Origin of the sequence: Novipirellula galeiformis (genome assembly GCF_007860095.1) — a bacterium.
Classification (GTDB): domain Bacteria; phylum Planctomycetota; class Planctomycetia; order Pirellulales; family Pirellulaceae; genus Novipirellula; species Novipirellula galeiformis.
On the sequence record NZ_SJPT01000002.1, the window covers coordinates 95,812 to 113,635 of the forward strand.

14 protein-coding genes are annotated in these 17,824 nt (G+C 52.6%); 12 read left to right on the forward strand and 2 right to left on the reverse strand.

Annotation, left to right across the window (positions count from 1 at the left end):
• Positions 1-1,093: 1,093 nt before the first annotated feature.
• The 10 genes from Pla52o_RS05510 (at position 1,094) to Pla52o_RS05555 (ending at position 14,130) form a co-directional block, all read left to right on the forward strand.
• On the forward strand, positions 1,094-1,561 hold the full coding sequence (locus tag Pla52o_RS05510) for a hypothetical protein (protein WP_146593618.1): 468 nt from the start codon (positions 1,094-1,096) through the stop codon (positions 1,559-1,561).
• Between the two features lie 483 nt (positions 1,562-2,044).
• Positions 2,045-3,547: a type I restriction-modification system subunit M gene (locus Pla52o_RS05515; protein WP_146593619.1), complete on the forward strand. Its 1,503-nt coding sequence runs from the start codon at positions 2,045-2,047 to the stop codon at positions 3,545-3,547.
• 95 nt (positions 3,548-3,642) lie between these two features.
• Positions 3,643-4,623 (forward strand): nucleoside 2-deoxyribosyltransferase, encoded by a 981-nt coding sequence (locus tag Pla52o_RS05520; protein WP_231612124.1) that lies wholly within the window; start codon positions 3,643-3,645, stop codon positions 4,621-4,623.
• On the forward strand, positions 4,620-6,107 hold the full coding sequence (locus Pla52o_RS05525) for a type I restriction-modification system subunit M (RefSeq protein ID WP_146593621.1): 1,488 nt from the start codon (positions 4,620-4,622) through the stop codon (positions 6,105-6,107). The genes Pla52o_RS05520 and Pla52o_RS05525 overlap by 4 nt, the downstream gene beginning before the upstream one ends.
• Positions 6,104-7,315 carry a restriction endonuclease subunit S gene (locus tag Pla52o_RS05530; RefSeq protein ID WP_146593622.1) on the forward strand — a complete coding sequence of 404 codons (1,212 nt, stop codon included), beginning with the start codon at positions 6,104-6,106 and terminating at the stop codon, positions 7,313-7,315. The genes Pla52o_RS05525 and Pla52o_RS05530 overlap by 4 nt, the downstream gene beginning before the upstream one ends.
• On the forward strand, positions 7,312-7,503 hold the full coding sequence (locus Pla52o_RS05535) for a hypothetical protein (protein ID WP_197169024.1): 192 nt from the start codon (positions 7,312-7,314) through the stop codon (positions 7,501-7,503). Before Pla52o_RS05530 ends, Pla52o_RS05535 begins: the two co-directional genes overlap by 4 nt.
• Positions 7,494-8,903: a phosphoribosyltransferase-like protein gene (locus Pla52o_RS05540; protein WP_449289956.1), complete on the forward strand. Its 1,410-nt coding sequence runs from the start codon at positions 7,494-7,496 to the stop codon at positions 8,901-8,903. The genes Pla52o_RS05535 and Pla52o_RS05540 overlap by 10 nt, the downstream gene beginning before the upstream one ends.
• On the forward strand, positions 8,904-10,091 hold the full coding sequence (locus Pla52o_RS05545; RefSeq protein ID WP_146593624.1) for a reverse transcriptase family protein: 1,188 nt from the start codon (positions 8,904-8,906) through the stop codon (positions 10,089-10,091).
• Positions 10,084-13,050: a type I restriction endonuclease subunit R gene (locus Pla52o_RS05550; protein ID WP_146593625.1), complete on the forward strand. Its 2,967-nt coding sequence runs from the start codon at positions 10,084-10,086 to the stop codon at positions 13,048-13,050. Before Pla52o_RS05545 ends, Pla52o_RS05550 begins: the two co-directional genes overlap by 8 nt.
• Positions 13,051-13,083: 33 nt before the next feature.
• The gene (locus tag Pla52o_RS05555) at positions 13,084-14,130 is read left to right on the forward strand and encodes an FRG domain-containing protein (protein ID WP_146593626.1); all 1,047 of its coding nucleotides are present in this window, start codon (positions 13,084-13,086) and stop codon (positions 14,128-14,130) included.
• A 257-nt stretch (positions 14,131-14,387) separates the two neighbouring features.
• Here Pla52o_RS05555 and Pla52o_RS05560 read toward each other — a convergent pair whose 3' ends face one another.
• Both Pla52o_RS05560 and Pla52o_RS05565 read right to left on the reverse strand, forming a co-directional pair.
• Positions 14,388-14,729: a hypothetical protein gene (locus tag Pla52o_RS05560; protein WP_146593627.1), complete on the reverse strand. Its 342-nt coding sequence runs from the start codon at positions 14,727-14,729 to the stop codon at positions 14,388-14,390.
• Positions 14,730-15,056: 327 nt separating this feature from the next.
• Positions 15,057-15,716 carry a hypothetical protein gene (locus Pla52o_RS05565; RefSeq protein WP_146593628.1) on the reverse strand — a complete coding sequence of 220 codons (660 nt, stop codon included), beginning with the start codon at positions 15,714-15,716 and terminating at the stop codon, positions 15,057-15,059.
• Positions 15,717-16,126: 410 nt separating this feature from the next.
• Here Pla52o_RS05565 and Pla52o_RS05570 point away from each other — a divergent pair, with 410 nt between their 5' ends.
• Both Pla52o_RS05570 and Pla52o_RS05580 read left to right on the forward strand, forming a co-directional pair.
• A complete protein-coding gene (locus Pla52o_RS05570) occupies positions 16,127-17,161 on the forward strand; it encodes a hypothetical protein (protein WP_146593629.1) in 1,035 nt (344 codons plus the stop codon).
• Positions 17,162-17,415: 254 nt separating this feature from the next.
• Complete coding sequence (locus Pla52o_RS05580; protein WP_231612125.1) at positions 17,416-17,706, forward strand: helix-turn-helix domain-containing protein; 291 nt, start codon at positions 17,416-17,418, stop codon at positions 17,704-17,706.
• The last annotated feature ends 118 nt before the right edge of the window (positions 17,707-17,824 follow it).

The following is a 17,824-nucleotide window of genomic DNA, read 5'->3' on the forward strand; positions in this document are numbered from 1 at the left end:
CTGGGAACGTTATAGAATTCACGTGACACGATCTGTTGCACAGGAACTTGCATCACTTGGGTTTAATGGCAAAGCATATTTCAGACCACGTGTAAAAACGCTCAAGAACCGGAACGAGGCTTTTCTGGAAGTCCGTGGGTTCGTCGACCTGGGCAATTACATTAACGCAAAAAAATTCCCATCAAATCGACGCGGAAAGACATGCGACTTCCACGAGATGCGGTTCGTTCCGTTCGATGATCCCGCACGATACTATCCTATCCTCTTTCCTACTTATCTAGACGACGCGATGTCACGCTATTCAATGCATGAGGTTGAATGTCAGTGGCTCAAGCATTCCGGACGATGGAACTGCTTTCTAACTTCATTTCGACGACTTCGTGGGCAAAAACGCGCGGATCGTGTTGTAAAAGATATCGTGTCATGGAGCAATTGCGGATACTGCGGAGAGGACCTTACTGCCGGGATACGCTGGGGTTTTGACACCGACTATCACGCTGAATGTTCATTTTGCGGCAATGCAAGAGGCGACCTAGACACCACACGGTTCCGCGAATATCTCGCTAAATGCCAAAAAATTGCGAGACGGAATAAACGCAAATAACCAATAGGCGATTGACTTCGCGTGCTGCGTAGATCGAGCCTCGATCTGATGAGATGGTTTGCGTCTGATGAGCATCTGCCGGCGGGAAATTCGTCGATAATCGGGCCCGGTGGGTCCACGGTTGGCCTTCATCCTTGCGCAAGCCATCTGCATGTTGAATTCATCGACAATCGCTTCCATCAGATTGTGAGCATCATCGCCAAGGCTGGTTTCTCGATGGCCGGCGGAGCTGAATCATCCTTCGGGATGGTTCTTGCCCGCGGATTGTCACCTCCCCGCAGTTGCCCTCGCCTCGTACTCTCTTTCTTTAGATGATCATTTGGTACACTGACTCCTTGAAAGAAACCGGAACTAAGTACAGGGGACTTTCACCCCACAAGATCACGCCCATGCTAGGCGTACTGCACCGGGGCCGGGCTTGCGGGCTCTTTTCTATTGGTTGACTTCACTCTCCCCGTCCAGTGAACGCGGACTTTCGCCGACTGAAACATGACACAATGGATTGAACTTACCGTTAAGCTTACGCCGGCGCTTATAACGTTGGTGTTGGGCTCTATAGGTGTATACATCGCGTGGCAGCAGCACAGAATAAATCGTGACAAGCTGCGATTCGATCTTTTCGAGAAGCGGATAGACGCCTACGAGATTTTGCAGTCGTTCTTCAACGAAATCGTGCGAGAGGGGACCGTCACTGCACAGACAATCTCGGTGCTTTCGGAAGCACGCTACAGATGCCTGTTTATCTTTGATGAAGACATTAATGGGCATATCGAAGAGGTGTGGGGCAAGGCGTTAGAGTTGATGGGAACGCGAGAGCAACTGTTTGGCGCCGAGGAATTGCCGGTCGGTCCAGACCGCACGTGTGTTTCCCAGCGAAATACGGATTTGCTGAAATGGTTTCGCGCGCAGCAGAAAGAATCACCGCGCAGATTCGCGAAATATCTACGATTCGGATAGTCCAGTGATACGGACTTGAAAGTTGTTATTCACCTTCGGATGGCACGATAAACTGAGTGATTGTTCGCTGCATCGGGTTGCGTAGTCCATAGCAAACGACGAGCCATGGGTATCGGGATATCCAAAAGGCAAGAAACGCGGTGTAAATTGTCGTAACGCTTGATCCAGGATTTGGAAAGACGCTACTTATTGACAAGTGCCGCAAAAAGCGTGGACAATGCCGCCTTGGGAGTACACGTCCCAAGAGGATGAGCTACACTGGTTCATCTTGTTGCAATGTCGTGCAAGACTAGCACGGCAAAACGCAACTGAGTAGCGGTTTCGAATCCCCCGAATCGTCTCTCTGTTTGCGAACGCAATATGGAAAGCTACCACCCCAAAAGAACGGCAAAAGCTCGCGATTGACGCGAAGCATGTCACCGTTCGTTGGATAATTCAATGACTATGGATTATTCCAAAACGAATCGAGAATGATCGACATCTGTGACTGGCAACGACCTAGAGCTGAAAACTCTTTGCAATCACCTTTGGGAATCCGCGAATATCCTTCGCGGGCCGGTTGATGCTGCCGATTTCAAGACCTACATCTTTCCGCTGCTGTTTTTCAAACGCATCTCGGACGTTTACGACGAGGAAATTCAAAACGCGCTTGATGAATCCGATGGCGACCAGCAATATGCTCAATTCCCCGAGAATCATCGCTTCCAGGTGCCCGAGGGATGCCACTGGGACGACGTCCGCAAAAAGACATCGAACGTTGGCAAATCCCTGCAACGTGCGATGCGAGAGATTGAAAAAGCTAACCCCGACACGCTCTACGGCATCTTCGGCGACGCCCAATGGACCAACAAAGATCGTCTTTCCGACGAATTGCTCTGTAACCTCGTGGAGCATTTTTCGCTGCTTCCGCTCGGTAACGATGCGGCCAGAGCCGATATCCTCGGTGGTGCTTACGAGTACTTGATTAAGAAATTTGCCGACGCGACTAACAAGAAAGCTGGTGAGTTCTACACGCCGAGAACAGTGGTCAATTTGATGATCCGCATTCTCCACCCAAAAGAAGGCGAGACGATCTACGATCCGGCATGTGGAACAGGGGGTATGTTGATCGAGGCAATTCAACATGTCAAAGAGCACGGAGGAAACGTTCGCAAGCTTTGGGGCAAGCTTTATGGCCAAGAGAAGAATCTGACCACATCATCCATCGCTCGTATGAATTGTTTCCTACACGGCGTCGAGGACTTTAAGATCGTTCGTGGCGACACGCTACGGACGCCCGCATTCCACAGCGGCGATGCGTTATCTAAATTTGATTGCGTCATCGCCAATCCACCCTTCTCGCTCGAGAAGTGGGGTGAAGACGTTTGGGCGAGCGATCCATACGGCCGTAACTTTGCTGGCATGCCGCCGTCCAAGAGCGGCGACTTCGCTTGGGTCCAACACATGATCCAGTCGATGTCACCTCGCAAAGGGCGCATGGCTGTCGTGCTTCCCCACGGCGCACTCTTCCGGATGGGCAAAGAAGGAACCATCCGCAAGAAACTCTTGAGCATGGACATCCTCGACGCCGTCATCGGCATGGGACCGAACTTGTTCTATGGAACCGGACTCGCCGCCTGCATCATGGTCTTCCGCAAGACCAAGCCGGCCAAGCGAAAGAAGCAAGTTCTGATCGTTGATGCATCAAGACAATTCAAGAAAGGCCGCGCCCAAAACGAGATGAATTCGAGCCATGTGGATCAAATATTCGAGTGGTATCGCGACTACAAGGATGTCGAAGGCGTTGCCCGCTGTGTCCCACTCGATGAGATCAAGGAGAACGATTGGAATCTGAACATCCCGCGATACATCGAACCGATCATTGAAGAGGAAACGATTACCGTCGCAGAGGCAATCAGGAACCTTAAGGCGAGTCTAGATGCCGCCTACGTTGCCGAGGACAAGCTCAAGGGATTGCTTAACAACGCTGGCCTGCTGAACAACTAAGAACTCCACCAATGCCAATCGAAATTCAAGACCCAACGCTGTTACCCGACGATTTTGCAATCTTTTATTGCTGGCAAGATCATCTTGATCGTGCATTGCACCGCTTTTTGATTCGTGACGCTCTAAACCGGGCGATCGAGCGAGTCCAAGAAGACATACCTTCAGATGTCAATTGCGTTTTGCGAGTAGACTCCGACACGAGTGGGCGAAGTGGAACTTTAGCAATCGCAGACACAATCATCGACAAGATTCGCGCCAGCTCGATGATGATTGCGGACGTGACGCCTTGCCTAAAAGATGAGGAGCACGGCAGATATTACCCGAATCCGAATGTCATGCTTGAGGTCGGCGTGGCTGCCCAGGCGCTTGGCTGGGGAAAAGTGGTTTGCTTGTTCAACGATGACGCGTGCACGACCGAGCAATTGCCGTTTGATATAAGACATCGGAGAATCAGCAAATATCACTGCGAGAGCCGCGAGCAGCGCAGCACCGCTAGGACCGAACTTGAAAGCCTGCTAGCCGCAGCGATTCGAGTAACGCTACAGGATGTTAGCCGCGGTGTGGTTGACCCAAGTCTTTCTGGTTCTCAGCTTCGGCATGAACGCGACTCCAGACTATTGAGAGAAACACTTGAAACAATACACACACCTACGCTATTCAGGTTTCTCGAGCGTGCCGCAAACTACAATTTGCATTACGACGTCATATTCTTTTGGCATTCGTTTCGCGCTCTAGTTTCATCTCCAGATTTTCGATTTTATGACCAAGTTCTCCAGGAACGGACACTTCACTTGTGTCGGTGCTGGGGCGAAGCGATCGACCTTGGCGATCAAGTCTTCCATCCAGGCGGCAATGGGCAATTTGCCCGACGAGAGATGGACCAGGAATTTTACTCGCGATATGACAATGCACACGAGCGTTTGGACGCAGCGTTGAAGGCGTTTCTTGAGAGAGTTCATTCTGATTTTCAAGAATTGGATACACGGGCAACAGATGAGGTGGCGTGGAATTATCACTATCGCTTCATCGCAGGTGAACTGACCGATGATCCTGCGGAGGCAACTGCGGAAGAATGACTCACATAACCCAATCCCAACTCGAATCTTACCTCTGGGGCGCGGCGACGTTGCTTCGGGGGTTCATTGATGCGGGCGACTACAAGCAGTACATCTTTCCGCTGCTGTTCTTCAAACGCATGTGCGATGTATACGATGAAGAATACGCGACTGCACTGGCTGCATCCGACGGCGACGAAGACTACGCCTCGTTCGCCGAAAACCATCGCTTTGTGATCTCCGAGGACGCCCACTGGAACGTCGTGCGGGAAACTGGCAAGAACGTCGGCAAAGCGATTCAGGACGCGATGCGCAAGATCGAGTCGGCCAACACCGACAAACTGTATGGCATCTTTGGCGACGCCCAGTGGACCAACAAAGACCGCCTGCCCGATCGCACGCTCAAGGAGATGATCGAGCACTTCAGTTCGCAAACGTTATCGATTGCCAACTGCCCCGAAGACGAACTCGGTGTCGGCTACGAGTACCTGATCAAGAAATTCGCCGACGATTCCGGGCACACGGCAGCCGAGTTCTACACCAACCGCACCGTCGTGCATCTGATGACCGAGCTGCTGAAGCCGAAACCGGGCGAGTCGATCTACGATCCCACCTGCGGCAGCGGTGGCATGCTGCTGTCGGCCATCACGCATCTGCAGCGTCAGAAGAAAGAGTGGCGGAACGTGCGGCTGTACGGGCAGGAGCGGAACCTGATGACATCGGCCATCGCCCGTATGAACTGCTTTCTGCACGGCGTCGAGGATTTCGAGATCGTCCGCGGCGACACGCTCTCCGATCCGAAGTTCGTCGAGGGCGACCGGCTGCGGCAGTTCGACGTGGTGCTGGCCAATCCGCCGTACTCGATCAAGCAGTGGGATCGCGAAGCCTTCTCCGCCGATCCGTGGGGCCGCAACATCTACGGCACGCCGCCGCAGGGCCGAGCCGACTACGCCTTCTGGCAGCACATTATCCAGAGCATGCATCCGAAGACGGGCCGCTGTGCGATCCTGTTCCCGCACGGCGTGTTGTTCCGCAACGAAGAACGCGAGATGCGGCAAAAGCTGGTCGAGCACGACGTGATCGAGTGCGTGCTCGGTCTGGGGCCGAACCTGTTTTACAACTCGCCGATGGAAGCCTGCGTGGTCGTCTGCCGGATGAACAAGCCCCGCAAGCGGAAGAACAAGATTCTGATGATCAACGCGGTGAATGAGGTTGGTCGCGAGCAGGCACAAAGCTTCTTGGCTTCGGAACACATCGCCCGCATCCTAAAAGCATACAAATCGTCAAATGGCATCGACCAGTTTTCCCGCTTCGTTGAAACAGGCGAATTGGAGCAACATGAATACAAACTAAGCATCCCCCTGTATGTCAGGCCCGATGATGACTCAACTGAGGTCGATGAAGTCGATGTCGCTAGTAGCGTCGCTATTTGGCAATCTAGTTCTGCAAAGCTTCGTTCGTCCATGTTTTCAATGATTTGCAGTTTGGAAAAAGGCCATTCATGACATCTGACACTACGATCGACCTAACTACCGACACTGAATGGAAAAGCGTCACATTTGGCGAAGTCGTAAAAGACGTCAAGGAATCAGAACGCGAACCTGTTGCTGCTGGGCTTGAGTTCTATGTCGGCTTGGAGCACATGACACCCAACAACCTCGAACTTTCCGAGTGGGGAAGCTTGTTTGAAGATGATGTCTCTTTCACGAAGAGATTTCGCAAAGGCCAAGTTTTATTCGGGAAACGTCGCGCCTATCAACGCAAGGTAGTCGTTGCGGATTTTGACGGCATTTGTTCCAGTGACATTTTGACGTTCAAGCCACTGAACGCAGATTTGATTCCAGAACTCTTGCCGTTCATCGTTCAATCCGATGCGTTCTTTGATCATGCACTTGATACGTCTTCTGGTTCATTATCGCCTCGTACGCGATGGAGCCAACTCAAGGATTTTCCGTTCCTGCTGCCCCCTAGAGACATCCAACATAAGATTGCCTCGATCCTCAACAACACTGAATTGACGATTCGCGGCTATGAACAATCCGCTGAAAGGCTGTTGAAAGTAATCGACGTCATATCGGTAAATTATTTGCGCCAAGGTTGGGACGGAGTGCAACTTGGCGAACTGCTGACCGACTTACAATACGGCAGCTCGAAAAAGATGTGTAGCGAGTCCGAAAAAACAGTTCCTATTTTGCGAATTCCGAATGTCGTTGATCGGTCGATTGATCTTTCCGACCTATCACACACAGAATTGTCGGATACCGACAAAGACAAGTACCACCTCGAAAACGACGATGTACTTATCGTCAGGACCAATGGAAATCCTGAATACGTGGGGCGTACTGCTGTCGTTCGAGAACTGCCTCCCAATACCGTATTCGCAAGCTACCTGATTCGACTTCGATGTGACAGTTCAAAACTTTTGCCTACTTTTCTTCATGTGGCACTGGCATCACCAAGAGTTCGACGCACGTTGCGACACGAAATACGGTCCAGCGCTGGAAACTACAATCTGAATACGAAGGGGATCAAACGTCAGGTGCTTCCGTTGCCGCCGCTAAAAGACCAGCAGGACTTCGTGGATGAAATCGAAGGACTTTACACTAAGCACGCCGAATTAAATTGTCATGCCGAGGCATGCAAGACACTTAAGCGTTCACTCTTGAACCATCTTCTTAGCGGCAATTGTGATCTAATGGGAGCCGATGCGTGAGTCGGTATCGCGTCTTCATCAGCTCGGTTCAAAAAGAACTCGAAAACGACCGGATCGGGGCGCAGGAAATTCTGTGGACCGATCCCTTCCTGAAAAATCACTGCGATCCAGTGATGTACGAGTTCGAGCCTACTTCACCCCACGATGCCAAGAGGGAATACATGGGAGTCGTCCGCAAATGTCACTGACCCCAAAGTCGCTTTCTTATTCGCAAGTCCTCGGAAGCGATGAAATACAGTCATGGTTGGATCAGTTTGACAGCGAATTTCGACCGGTTGCGATTGAAATGCTCTGTCGGCTTAATTTCATCTCTCGTGACACCTACTCATTGTGGCTCAAGAGTAGTCTCGAAGAATTTGCAGGTGAACCAATGGCATTGTTCGCCGTGCGGAAGTTCGATTCCGAAACGACGTGCATATGGGACGATGACGGCAACACTCAGCAACGACCGGCCGAGTCTCAGGGTAGCGAAGACCTCGTGCAATCCGTCGTCGCGAACTACCTGAAAAAGAACGCCCACACGGTGCTTGATCATCCAGGAATCGAGACAATCCGATCGAAGCGAATCAAGAAGATCGTTTTGCTAGATGATTCTATGGGCAGCGGAGATCGCGTTGCCGGATTCATTGAGCGAATGATGAATCACAAGTCGTTCCTAAGTTTGTGGAGCTACGGAAAGGTCCGCATTGAAGTGCTTTCGTATGCCCGAACGTTTGAGTCTGAAACGAGAGTTCTGGATTCCTTGATTGGCTCAGTTCACCATAAGCGAGTTTATCCAGCACATACAAAGATTCGATTTCACGGGCACATCGCATACAAACGAAACAACTACAGTCAGCGATGGGGGCATGGTTTTCGACGGATTCTGGATCTGTGTGACACAGTCAAGAAAGTGCGCCGGGACCGTCGCCGCGGATATGGTGAGACGATAGCGAACGTCGTCTTTTATCACAGCGTCCCCAATAACATCCCGGGAGTTTTCTGGTTTGACTCGCCTCGCTGGAACGCACTTTTCCCGAGACGAACGTTTCCATCTTGGCTGGATGAATTACTCGAAGGGAAAACGCCTACGCGGCAACTTAGAGATGATTCCGACGATGTTCGCGCGGAAAGTGAGTTGCTCATGATCCTCTCAGCCGTCCAACGAGGCGTACGCAACGAATACTCGATCGCCTGGAATATCGGTCTTGATCGGAAGGTGGTTGCAAACCTTATGCTTACATTGCGAAGTCGCGGCTTGCTAACCATCAAGAATCGGCTGACAAATGCGGGAAGAACTTATCTGCGCCGCAACAAGGATAAGCGAGAAGATCCTTCAACCGAATTTTCGTTATACATACCCAAATCATGGTGTGCTGGCCGGGAGACCGTTCAGCCGACTGGCTTGGATCGCGAAAGCGGGCAAGTTCAGTCAGAATCGGAAACTGGCTTGCCAGTGGAAGATGGGGAATCCGGAATGGGTTCTCTGGAAAGAACTGACGCAAAGACGGCTCCGCCGTCCTTGTCTGTCATGACGCAAGTTCCTTCGACGTTGCCTCCTCGGGAGCGCCATGACAGACATGGCCCTTTCGGCTCAAGTGAGACGTGAATGGAAACTTGGTCAGCACACCAGCTTTACACAGAAGCAGAGTCGTCGCTTGGCGAGGCTGCTGCGCGAAACTTGCAGGCGTATTCAGAGCAACTGCGCGCGAAAGGGCTCCCAGTCATTTTTTCTCTGCGGCATCTCGCGGAACTTTCGGGCGTTCGGTATTGGTTTCTTCACGAGACGGTCAATCGAATGCGGGAAGTCGCAAACTACAGGATGTTCGCGATCAAGAAGAGATCCGGCGGTCGACGGCATATTCACTCTGTGAGTAACGAACTCGGAAGAGTCCAGCAATGGATCAATCAGCATCTTCTACAAAATTGTAAACCTCACGCCGCGTCGTTTGCCTTTCACAAGGAGGGAGGCATACGCCAGTGCGCAGAACGCCACTGCGGTGCACGATGGCTGTTTCAGTTCGATCTCGTGGACTTCTTCTACGATGTCTCAGAAAGAGACTGCTTTAATGTGTTCAAAGGGCTGGGTTATCGTCCGCTTTTAGCATTTGAGCTTGCCCGGATCTGTACGACGACGCGTCTACCGGCGTGGTGTCCCCGTGCCGAATTCCATGGAGAACAATTGCGGTGGGAAAATATTTGGTGCGAGGATGACTTGAACCCGGTCAATCCCAACACGTCTAGGAACTTTCCCTACTATGAGCGTTTTGGACGATTGGGAGCATTACCTCAAGGGGCACCAACGAGTCCAATGTTGTCAAATCTTGCAGCAAAATACTTGGATGAGTCACTCCAGCATTTCGCAAACAAAAATGGGCTAATCTATACGCGATACGCGGATGACATCACGTTTTCGGCATGTCGCTTGGGCGTAGCGCGAGGACGTGTGCTGTGGCAGGTCAAGGACCTGATCAAACGCGCCCATTTCGCCGTGAACCCGAAGAAAACACGGATTGCTGGGCCTGGCTCTAAGAAGCTAGTGCTGGGCCTTCTAGTTGATGGAAGTACGCCACGCATTTCTCGAGAGACTTATAAGAGAATCGAGAGGCTGCTGTACGGTGCAAAGCAGTTTGGGTTTGAAGCGGCCGCGTCACACTTCAAATTTGATTCAGCCTACGGTTTCCACAATCATTTGTCAGGACTCGTCGCATTCGTAAAGGATGTGGATCGTAAACGGTGGCAGGAGTTCAATGCTGTTCTTTTAAATGCAAAATCGAGTTGGGGTAACGATGTTTGATGAAGCCAACACTGTCGAGCAGATGATCCTCGACGCCTGTCAGGGGCTCGGCTGGCAGTTCGTGCCGGGGCCGCAGTTGCCTCGTCAGGCTGCGGACGTGTTCGTCGAGTCACAGCTTCGCGATGCGCTCATCCGACTCAATCCGGAAATCGCCGCTCAGCCCGATCGCGCCGATGAGGTGATCTACAAGCTCAGGGCCACTCTGCTGGCAGTTCAAAACGACGGTTTGGTTCGTAGCAACGAAGCACTCGCCGAATGGATGCGGAACGACAAAACAATGCCGTTTGGCCAGAACGGCGAACACACCACGGTTCGACTGATTGATTTCGACGATCCCGCGAACAACGAATTGATCGCTTGCAACCAATGGACGTACAAAGTTGGCAAGCTAGAAAAACGCTTCGACATTGTCCTGCTAATCAACGGTTTGCCCGTCGTGGTCGGCGAGGCCAAGACGCCTGTGCGGCCGGCGGTAACTTGGGTCGATGGCGCCAGCCAAATTCACGACGACTATGAACAAAGCGTTCCAGCGATGTTCGTGCCGAACATTTTCAGCTTCGCCAGCGACGGACGGGCTTACCGTTACGGTTCGATTCGGATGCCGCTGACGATCTGGGGTCCGTGGCGAGTGGGCTCGCAGCCGGGTCAAGCGGGTGGCGTTCACGAAAAGCCTGCAGACTTTGCCAAGAGTGGCTTGCCCAAGACCGATGCCGCGTTTGAAAAGGGATCGCTGGCCGACGTTCGCAAAACGGTCGAAAGCATGCTGCGACCGGGAGTCGTGCTGGACATTCTGCAAAACTTCACGGTCTTCGCAACGGACAAGAAACACCGACGCATCAAGATCATCTGCCGCTACCAGCAATACGAAGGCACGAACCTGATCGTCCAGCGCGTGATCGACGGGCGGATCAAGAAGGGGCTCATTTGGCACTTCCAGGGCAGCGGTAAATCGTTGCTGATGGTTTTCACCGCACAGAAGCTTCGGATGCATCCCAAGCTCGGCAACCCGACTGTGTTGATCGTTGTCGACCGGATCGACCTGGATACGCAGATCACCGCGACGTTCAACGCGGCTGATGTGCCGAACACGATCAAAGCGGAAAGCCGCAGCAAGTTGCAACAACTGCTGGCCAAGGACGTCCGCAAGATCATCATCACAACGATTCACAAGTTCGGCGAGGCCGATGGCGAACTGAACGCCCGTGACAACATCATAGCTCTGGTCGACGAAGCTCACCGTACGCAAGAAGGCGATCTTGGTCGCAAGATGCGGGAAGCCCTACCTAATACGTTCCTGTTCGGTTTGACAGGCACGCCGATCAATCGAGCCGACAAGAATACGTTCTATGCCTTCGGTGCCGACGAAGACAAATCCGGCTACCTGACTCGCTACTCGTTCCAAGAATCGATCCGCGACGGGGCGACGCTGCCGCTGCACTTTGAGGCTCCCGATGTCAAGCTACGGATCGACCAAGCCGCCATCGATGAAGCCTATGCCGAAATCACCGGCCAACTAAGCGAACAAGATCGTGATGACCTTGGCAAGCGAGCAGCCAAGATGGCGGTGCTTGTGAAATCGCCTGAACGCGTCGACGGCATCTGTGAACACATCGTCAACCACTTTCAATCGAAGGTCGATCCGAACGGTTTCAAAGGGATTGTGGTCACATTCGATCGGCAGTGCTGCGACCTCTACAAGAAGGCGATTGACCGGATCACCGAAGACCCCGACATGTCGGCAGTCGTGATGTCGGTCAATTCCGGCGAGACGCAATACGACGACTATCGTCTCGACCGCGACGCCGAAGAAAAACTACTTGACCGTTTCCGCGATCCAACCGACCCACTGAAACTGCTGATCGTGACGTCGAAGTTATTGACGGGTTTCGACGCGCCGATCTTACAGGCCCAGTACCTCGACAAGCCAATGAAGGATCGCAACCTGCTGCAAACGATCTGCCGCACGAACCGTGTCGCCGATGGCAAGTCGCATGGCTTAATTGTCGACTACATCGGTATCTTCGACGACGTCGCCAAGGCACTCGCCTTCGACGAGAAAGCGGTCCAGTCGGTCATCACGAACCTGGACGAATTGAAAGCCGAGTTGCCCGAAAAGCTGAAGGTCTGCTTGGCGTTCTTTCCGAATGTGGATCGCACGCTCGATGGCTACGAAGGATTGCTGCTAGCCCAGGACTGCTTGCCCGACAACGAAACCCGCGACAAGTTCGCTGGCGAGTTTTCGGTTCTCGCACGTTTGTGGGAAGCCCTCTCGCCGGACTCATGCTTAACACCACACGAAGTCGACTACCGATGGCTTGGCCAAGTCTACGAGTCGGTGAAACCGGCCAGCGGAAACGGTCGCCTGCTCTGGCACGCCCTCGGTGCGAAGACGATCGAACTAATTCACGACAACACCCATCTCGAAAGCGTCACCGACGACCTCGACGCATTGGTCATGGACGCGGACCTAATCGAAGCCGTGGAAGAGGCCAAAGGCCGAGCCCGAAAGATCGCCCTGCAATTGGTTGCACGACTACGCAAGCACGCTGGCGACCCGAAGTTCGTCGAGCTAGGCGAACGCCTGGAAAAACTGAAAGAACGTCACGACCAAGGCCTCGACGACAGTCGCAAATTCCTCAAAGAGATTTTGCGTCTGGCTCAAGACGTCGTCCACGCGGAAAAGGAAACACCGCCGGAAGAAGTCCAAGGACAGGGCAAAGCGGCGTTAACAGAGTTGTTCGAAGAGATTCGTAACGACAAGACACCGATCGTGGTCGAGAAGATCGTCGCCGACATCGACGACATCGTACGAATCGTCCGTTTTGACGGTTGGCAAGCGGTCGGCGCTGGTCAACGAGAAGTCAAGAAAGCACTCCGGCGTACACTTCTAAAATACAAACTCCACGGCGACCAAGAGTTGTTCGACCGTGCGTATGGCTACATCGAGCAGTATTACTAATACATCATTTGGACACTTAACAGAAACGCAACTATGAGCGATGAGCCAGAACCGACATCGTATCAACTCGTCAAATGCAATACGGTTGAAGATTTTTATCGAACTGTCACAAGGTACATGGCTCCACGCGAGACGAATGCTGGCGGACGCTCCGTCTTTCGCGGGGTAGGAGACTCAGATTATCTTTTGTGCCCGTCAGTATTCCGCCAAGATCCTGCTCGAAGTGATGTCGACTTAGAAGTCAGTGACCTCATTTTTTTCCTTCGTCAGTGTTCTATTTCTGGCATGCCTTTGCCTCCAATGCACGACGACTTGAATTCAGCAATTTACGTCCACAACGATATTGCCTTCGATTGGAAGGCCAATCACGCATGTTCCTGGCCGTGTCAGCATGTGCTTCCATTCCTCGCATTGGCGCAGCACCATGGCGTTTCAACACGGCTTCTTGATTGGACGTACGATCCAATGATCGCAATATACTTCGCTGCAACGAGTTCAATGGAGCATGTCGCAACCGCCTTTAAGCTCAAGCACGGCGAAGACTTGCTAGGTTTCAATCGCGATCGTTTTGATCCATTGCAATTGGCATATAAAAGCTACCTTCCCTGGTCTGATTCGACTGTTCCGAAGTCACTCGCAGTGTGGTGTACTTCGGTTGCTGCCGTAAAAGCAACTGGGGGCAGTAACGAATCTAACCTCAATACGGTTGAGCTAGTTCATGTCCCTCGATCCTTGGCGCCGAATATTTTGGCGCAGAAAGGTCTCTTCACCTTAGTGCGAGGTTTTCTGGGCAACACACCCATTCTTTGTGTAGACGAAGCAATTGCTGCTTGGCGGTGTGAAAATGAGGATGCCTTCAATAAGATCCATCCAACAGAACATCGAGAAGTTGTGAAGGTAACACTTCCGACCAAATTGGTCGCTGGCCTTTGCGAGTTGCTCTGGCAGCTCGAGATCACACCCGCGACGGTAATGCCGGGCTTCGCTGGTGCTGCTAAGGCTCTACGTTGGGCGCAACTTGCTTATGCACTGGACAAGCGGGCGCAACCTTATCTTCAGAAGGGTGACTCACTACTCTGATTTTACTCTTAGTTGCATTAGCGGATATGTCACGGCTTTCTTCCAACCCATCGATTCACCCAGCCAGCCGACGCATGCGACGTTGCCGTCGTGCAGCCTTGTCGCGAGCATTTTTTTTGACCGTTGGCCTCCGTTTGCACGCGTTTTGTCTACGGCAATAAGTTCTGGGAATAACTCCAGAACAGCGCTGGATGTGTTTTCGAGATAACGGTGACTGTGTGGTCGCGTTGATCCACTAAGCCAAAAATTGCAACTTATCAGACGCGCCAACGCCCTACGATTACCATCGCGTCGACTACGACGGAGTGGGTAAAGGGATGCGCCGTATTGAACGCGGCGAACCACTCCATGAAAATGCCTCGGATGCGAATCCGGCTTGCGGGAATCGAGCGGTCGGCCACGACAAGGACTCTGTCGCATCGCGTAACGCGACTACGAGCCAAATCCGCGTCACTATCGAGCTGACCACTCGATGCGTTAAATCGCCGACAGGAATCATCAGGGCTAATCAAAGTACCCAAGTCGCCCCTGCGGTTCAGATGTGCCGGCGGAAAGTTGGCACGGTTTATTAATTCCAACGTCATAAGAACCGTTGCCATGCTTCGGCTCTTGCTGGACGCCGCTAGCTTCGGCTTCGCGAGCTGAACGAGTGCTGGAAACCCGTCCGATGCCTCAAGCTGCGTCTACGGAAGCAGCCTGACCAGTTATCGATGACGTCGAGCGTCACTCCCCGACGAGAATCCGTGTAACGCGATTAAAAAGTGGAAGGCTGGCGCGCGGGTAGCTGAACGAAACTGGAAAAACGTACGTCGCCACCAAGTGCGAGCGAAAGTGAATGGCTCGTGGTTGGGCCGTTAATTTGCGGGCTCAGGCAAGTCAGTAAGACTCCACTTGCTTAGGACGAATCCACTCCCGTTTAGCTTCATTCAGAGCTTCTCTCGTGTATTTGACTCAATATCCAAAAAAACGCGTACGAGCTCAGATAAAATTATCATTCCACCCCCGGTGACCAAGCTTGAGAAAATCGTAAGAAAAGCGCTTCCTATCAAAATTTCGTTTTCGGTTCCTAACCCTCGCATAAAGGCAAGTGATCCACCTAAAATCCCGAAAACGATTGTTAAAACACCGAGAATCCAAAGGAGCCTGATGTACGAATGGAGGGCCGGATACCGTTGTCGCGACGCCTGTTCCGCGTTGCTTTGCTTCAATCCTACAGTTGTTTTGGACTTACGCTGAGCCTCTTGAGCCTCTTTTTGCTCTTGCATCTGCGCTTCTAGGATTTGCCTCTCGTTTTCCTTCTGAAGAGCTTCTTTTTCGGCTTGCTCTTTAGCCTGTTCAGATGCAACTCGAAGTTCCTCTTGTTTGGCTGCTTCTTTCTTTTTGGCTTCCAAAGCCATTAGTTCTTTATGCCGATTCCACTCATCAAGTTTTTCTTTCCCGGGCACTTGGAACGACGCTGAGCACTCGGGGCAATTGTCTGGTTGACCAGCTTCTTCAAGCGCCGAGCTCAAGCCGATTTTGCATTTAGGACATTGATACTTGGTGGTGTATCTTCCCAATACCGATTTTTTTAATTGAAACTTCATTGGTTTGTTCTGCATTTCTTCGACGTATGGCTGGCGGGGGTAAAGGCGGGCACTCTCTGGATCACTAAAGGATACTTGCTGCGACCTGCTCTATTGCCAGACGTGTCTATTCGCCGCACGTGGAAACCGTCTCAGGTCAAAAGGCTTGCCACGCAAATGCTCAGATTCCAACTTGGCATCTAGGATCTCAAAGCAATCAGAATGACAAAGGTCGCACTTGCCACGGCCCTGGTGGCTTGGAAAATGGGTTCTGTGGTCCTATTAACCACACATAACCGCAATGTCACCACTGATCCGGTGACGCATGTGGGTAAGCGACTGATCCTCGCTGAACGACCTGACCGAGTGATGGGATTACCTTGCGTTCGCTCGGTTGGGTCGGCCCTTTCCTGAAACAAGGTAATTCTCTGATGGCTGACAATGATGTAGAGCTAAAACCGCGCGAACTGACGTGGCGAGACCTCGCTGCCGACGCATACAAGACTGCCGAACTCGTCGTGGAATCGCTGTCAAAAAACTGGATGCCCGAGCCCAACACCTGGTGGATGCGAGACGGTAAGCCGCTGTCGATCGACGAAACGGCTGAGCTACTCCAGGAACGCCTGGATTGGCTGGAAGGCCGGTACGCCCACCTGCGGAGCATGTTCGATCGCATGCAGCCGCTGTTAGACGATATGGATGAATTCACGATTCCGTCCCACCCTGTTTACTACACTTGGCACCCGGGGATGGAAACCGTCATCGTCCCTGAGTCTGAGTATCAAGCAGCATGGCAGGCTATCGCTGACGTAGAGAGCCGCATTGCGTTCTGGAACCTGATGGCGCCCGACCACTATCGTGATGCAAGCTACATCGCTGAGAAGCCGGAAGAGGAGCGAACACCGCAAGAGATCGACCGATTGCAGCGGTACCGAGACCGCCAATCCAATAAACCATTTCCGCCACACGTTCAGAAGTTGATTCTTGATAGGTTGCGAAAAGAGCAGGCCAAAATCAGAAGAGACTTTGCGATCGGACTGACTGATGAGCTACCACCGCCTGCACTGGATCCGATCTACGACACGCGACCGACGCGAAAAGGTGCGGCTAAGGCAGACGAGCCGATCGGCGATGAGTCGGGTGAGCCCCGACTAGAAACGCCAGAAGAGAAGAGGCTGGTCGCGTTACGCGAATTTGCAAGGCACAAATGGGCGGTCGGAACAGACAGCTATCGGCTGGCGGATTCAGTAGCGAATGGTGTGACTGACTACGGCGATATCTTGGATGCGTTAATCCCGGGTGTAGATCGATCACCCCAAACAAAGCGATTTGCCGCCATTAAGAAGGTCGTCAACGATGCGCTGCGAGAGAGCAAAAAGAACATGCACATCGACAAAGACGGAGCGAATGACGTGAGGCTCTGCTATGGCTATCAGGAGAAAAAAGCAAGGAAAAGAAAATCCTGATAACTCCGTGGGAAGATTCTGATAACTCGCCTGCCATAGCATTCCCCCATAACGCCACAGATGGAGGACACCGATGGCAAAAAATCAGAAAACCGGATGCGATATCGTATCGATCCCCAGCGAGCAGACGCTCCGATCCAAACTTAGGGTCATCGTTGCGGAGGCAAAGCGGCTAGAGCTACTGATTAGCACTGCACGTGAGCTTGAGCGCATCGAGCTAGAGGCAACCACCCCCGAGTCGACGGAGGTGCCCCGTGGCTGATCTATCTATCACTGCCAGCGTCAGTCCCGAGGACCGCGCGGCTATTGTGGCGGACGTGGTAGCTGCAATGCGTCCCCTGCTATCCGAGTCCCATGAGCCCAGGCTCGTGGACGGAGACCGTATGGCCGACCTGCTGGGCGTATCTCGTCCCACCGTGGACAGACTACGGGCTGCGGGAGAAATCCCCAGCGTACTGCTCGGCCGACGACGACTGTACCAGCCGGCCGCCGTTGTCGCGGCATTGGCGGCAGCCAACGAAAATGGGAGCGACAGCCCATGTTAGTCGACCGTCGCCCCCACAAAGATCGCTCTGGCAGGCGAGTACCCACAAATCATAGCGGACGATCTGACCGAGCCAAATCCAAAAATGGACCAAGCTCGGTCAGGATCGCAGGACGCGT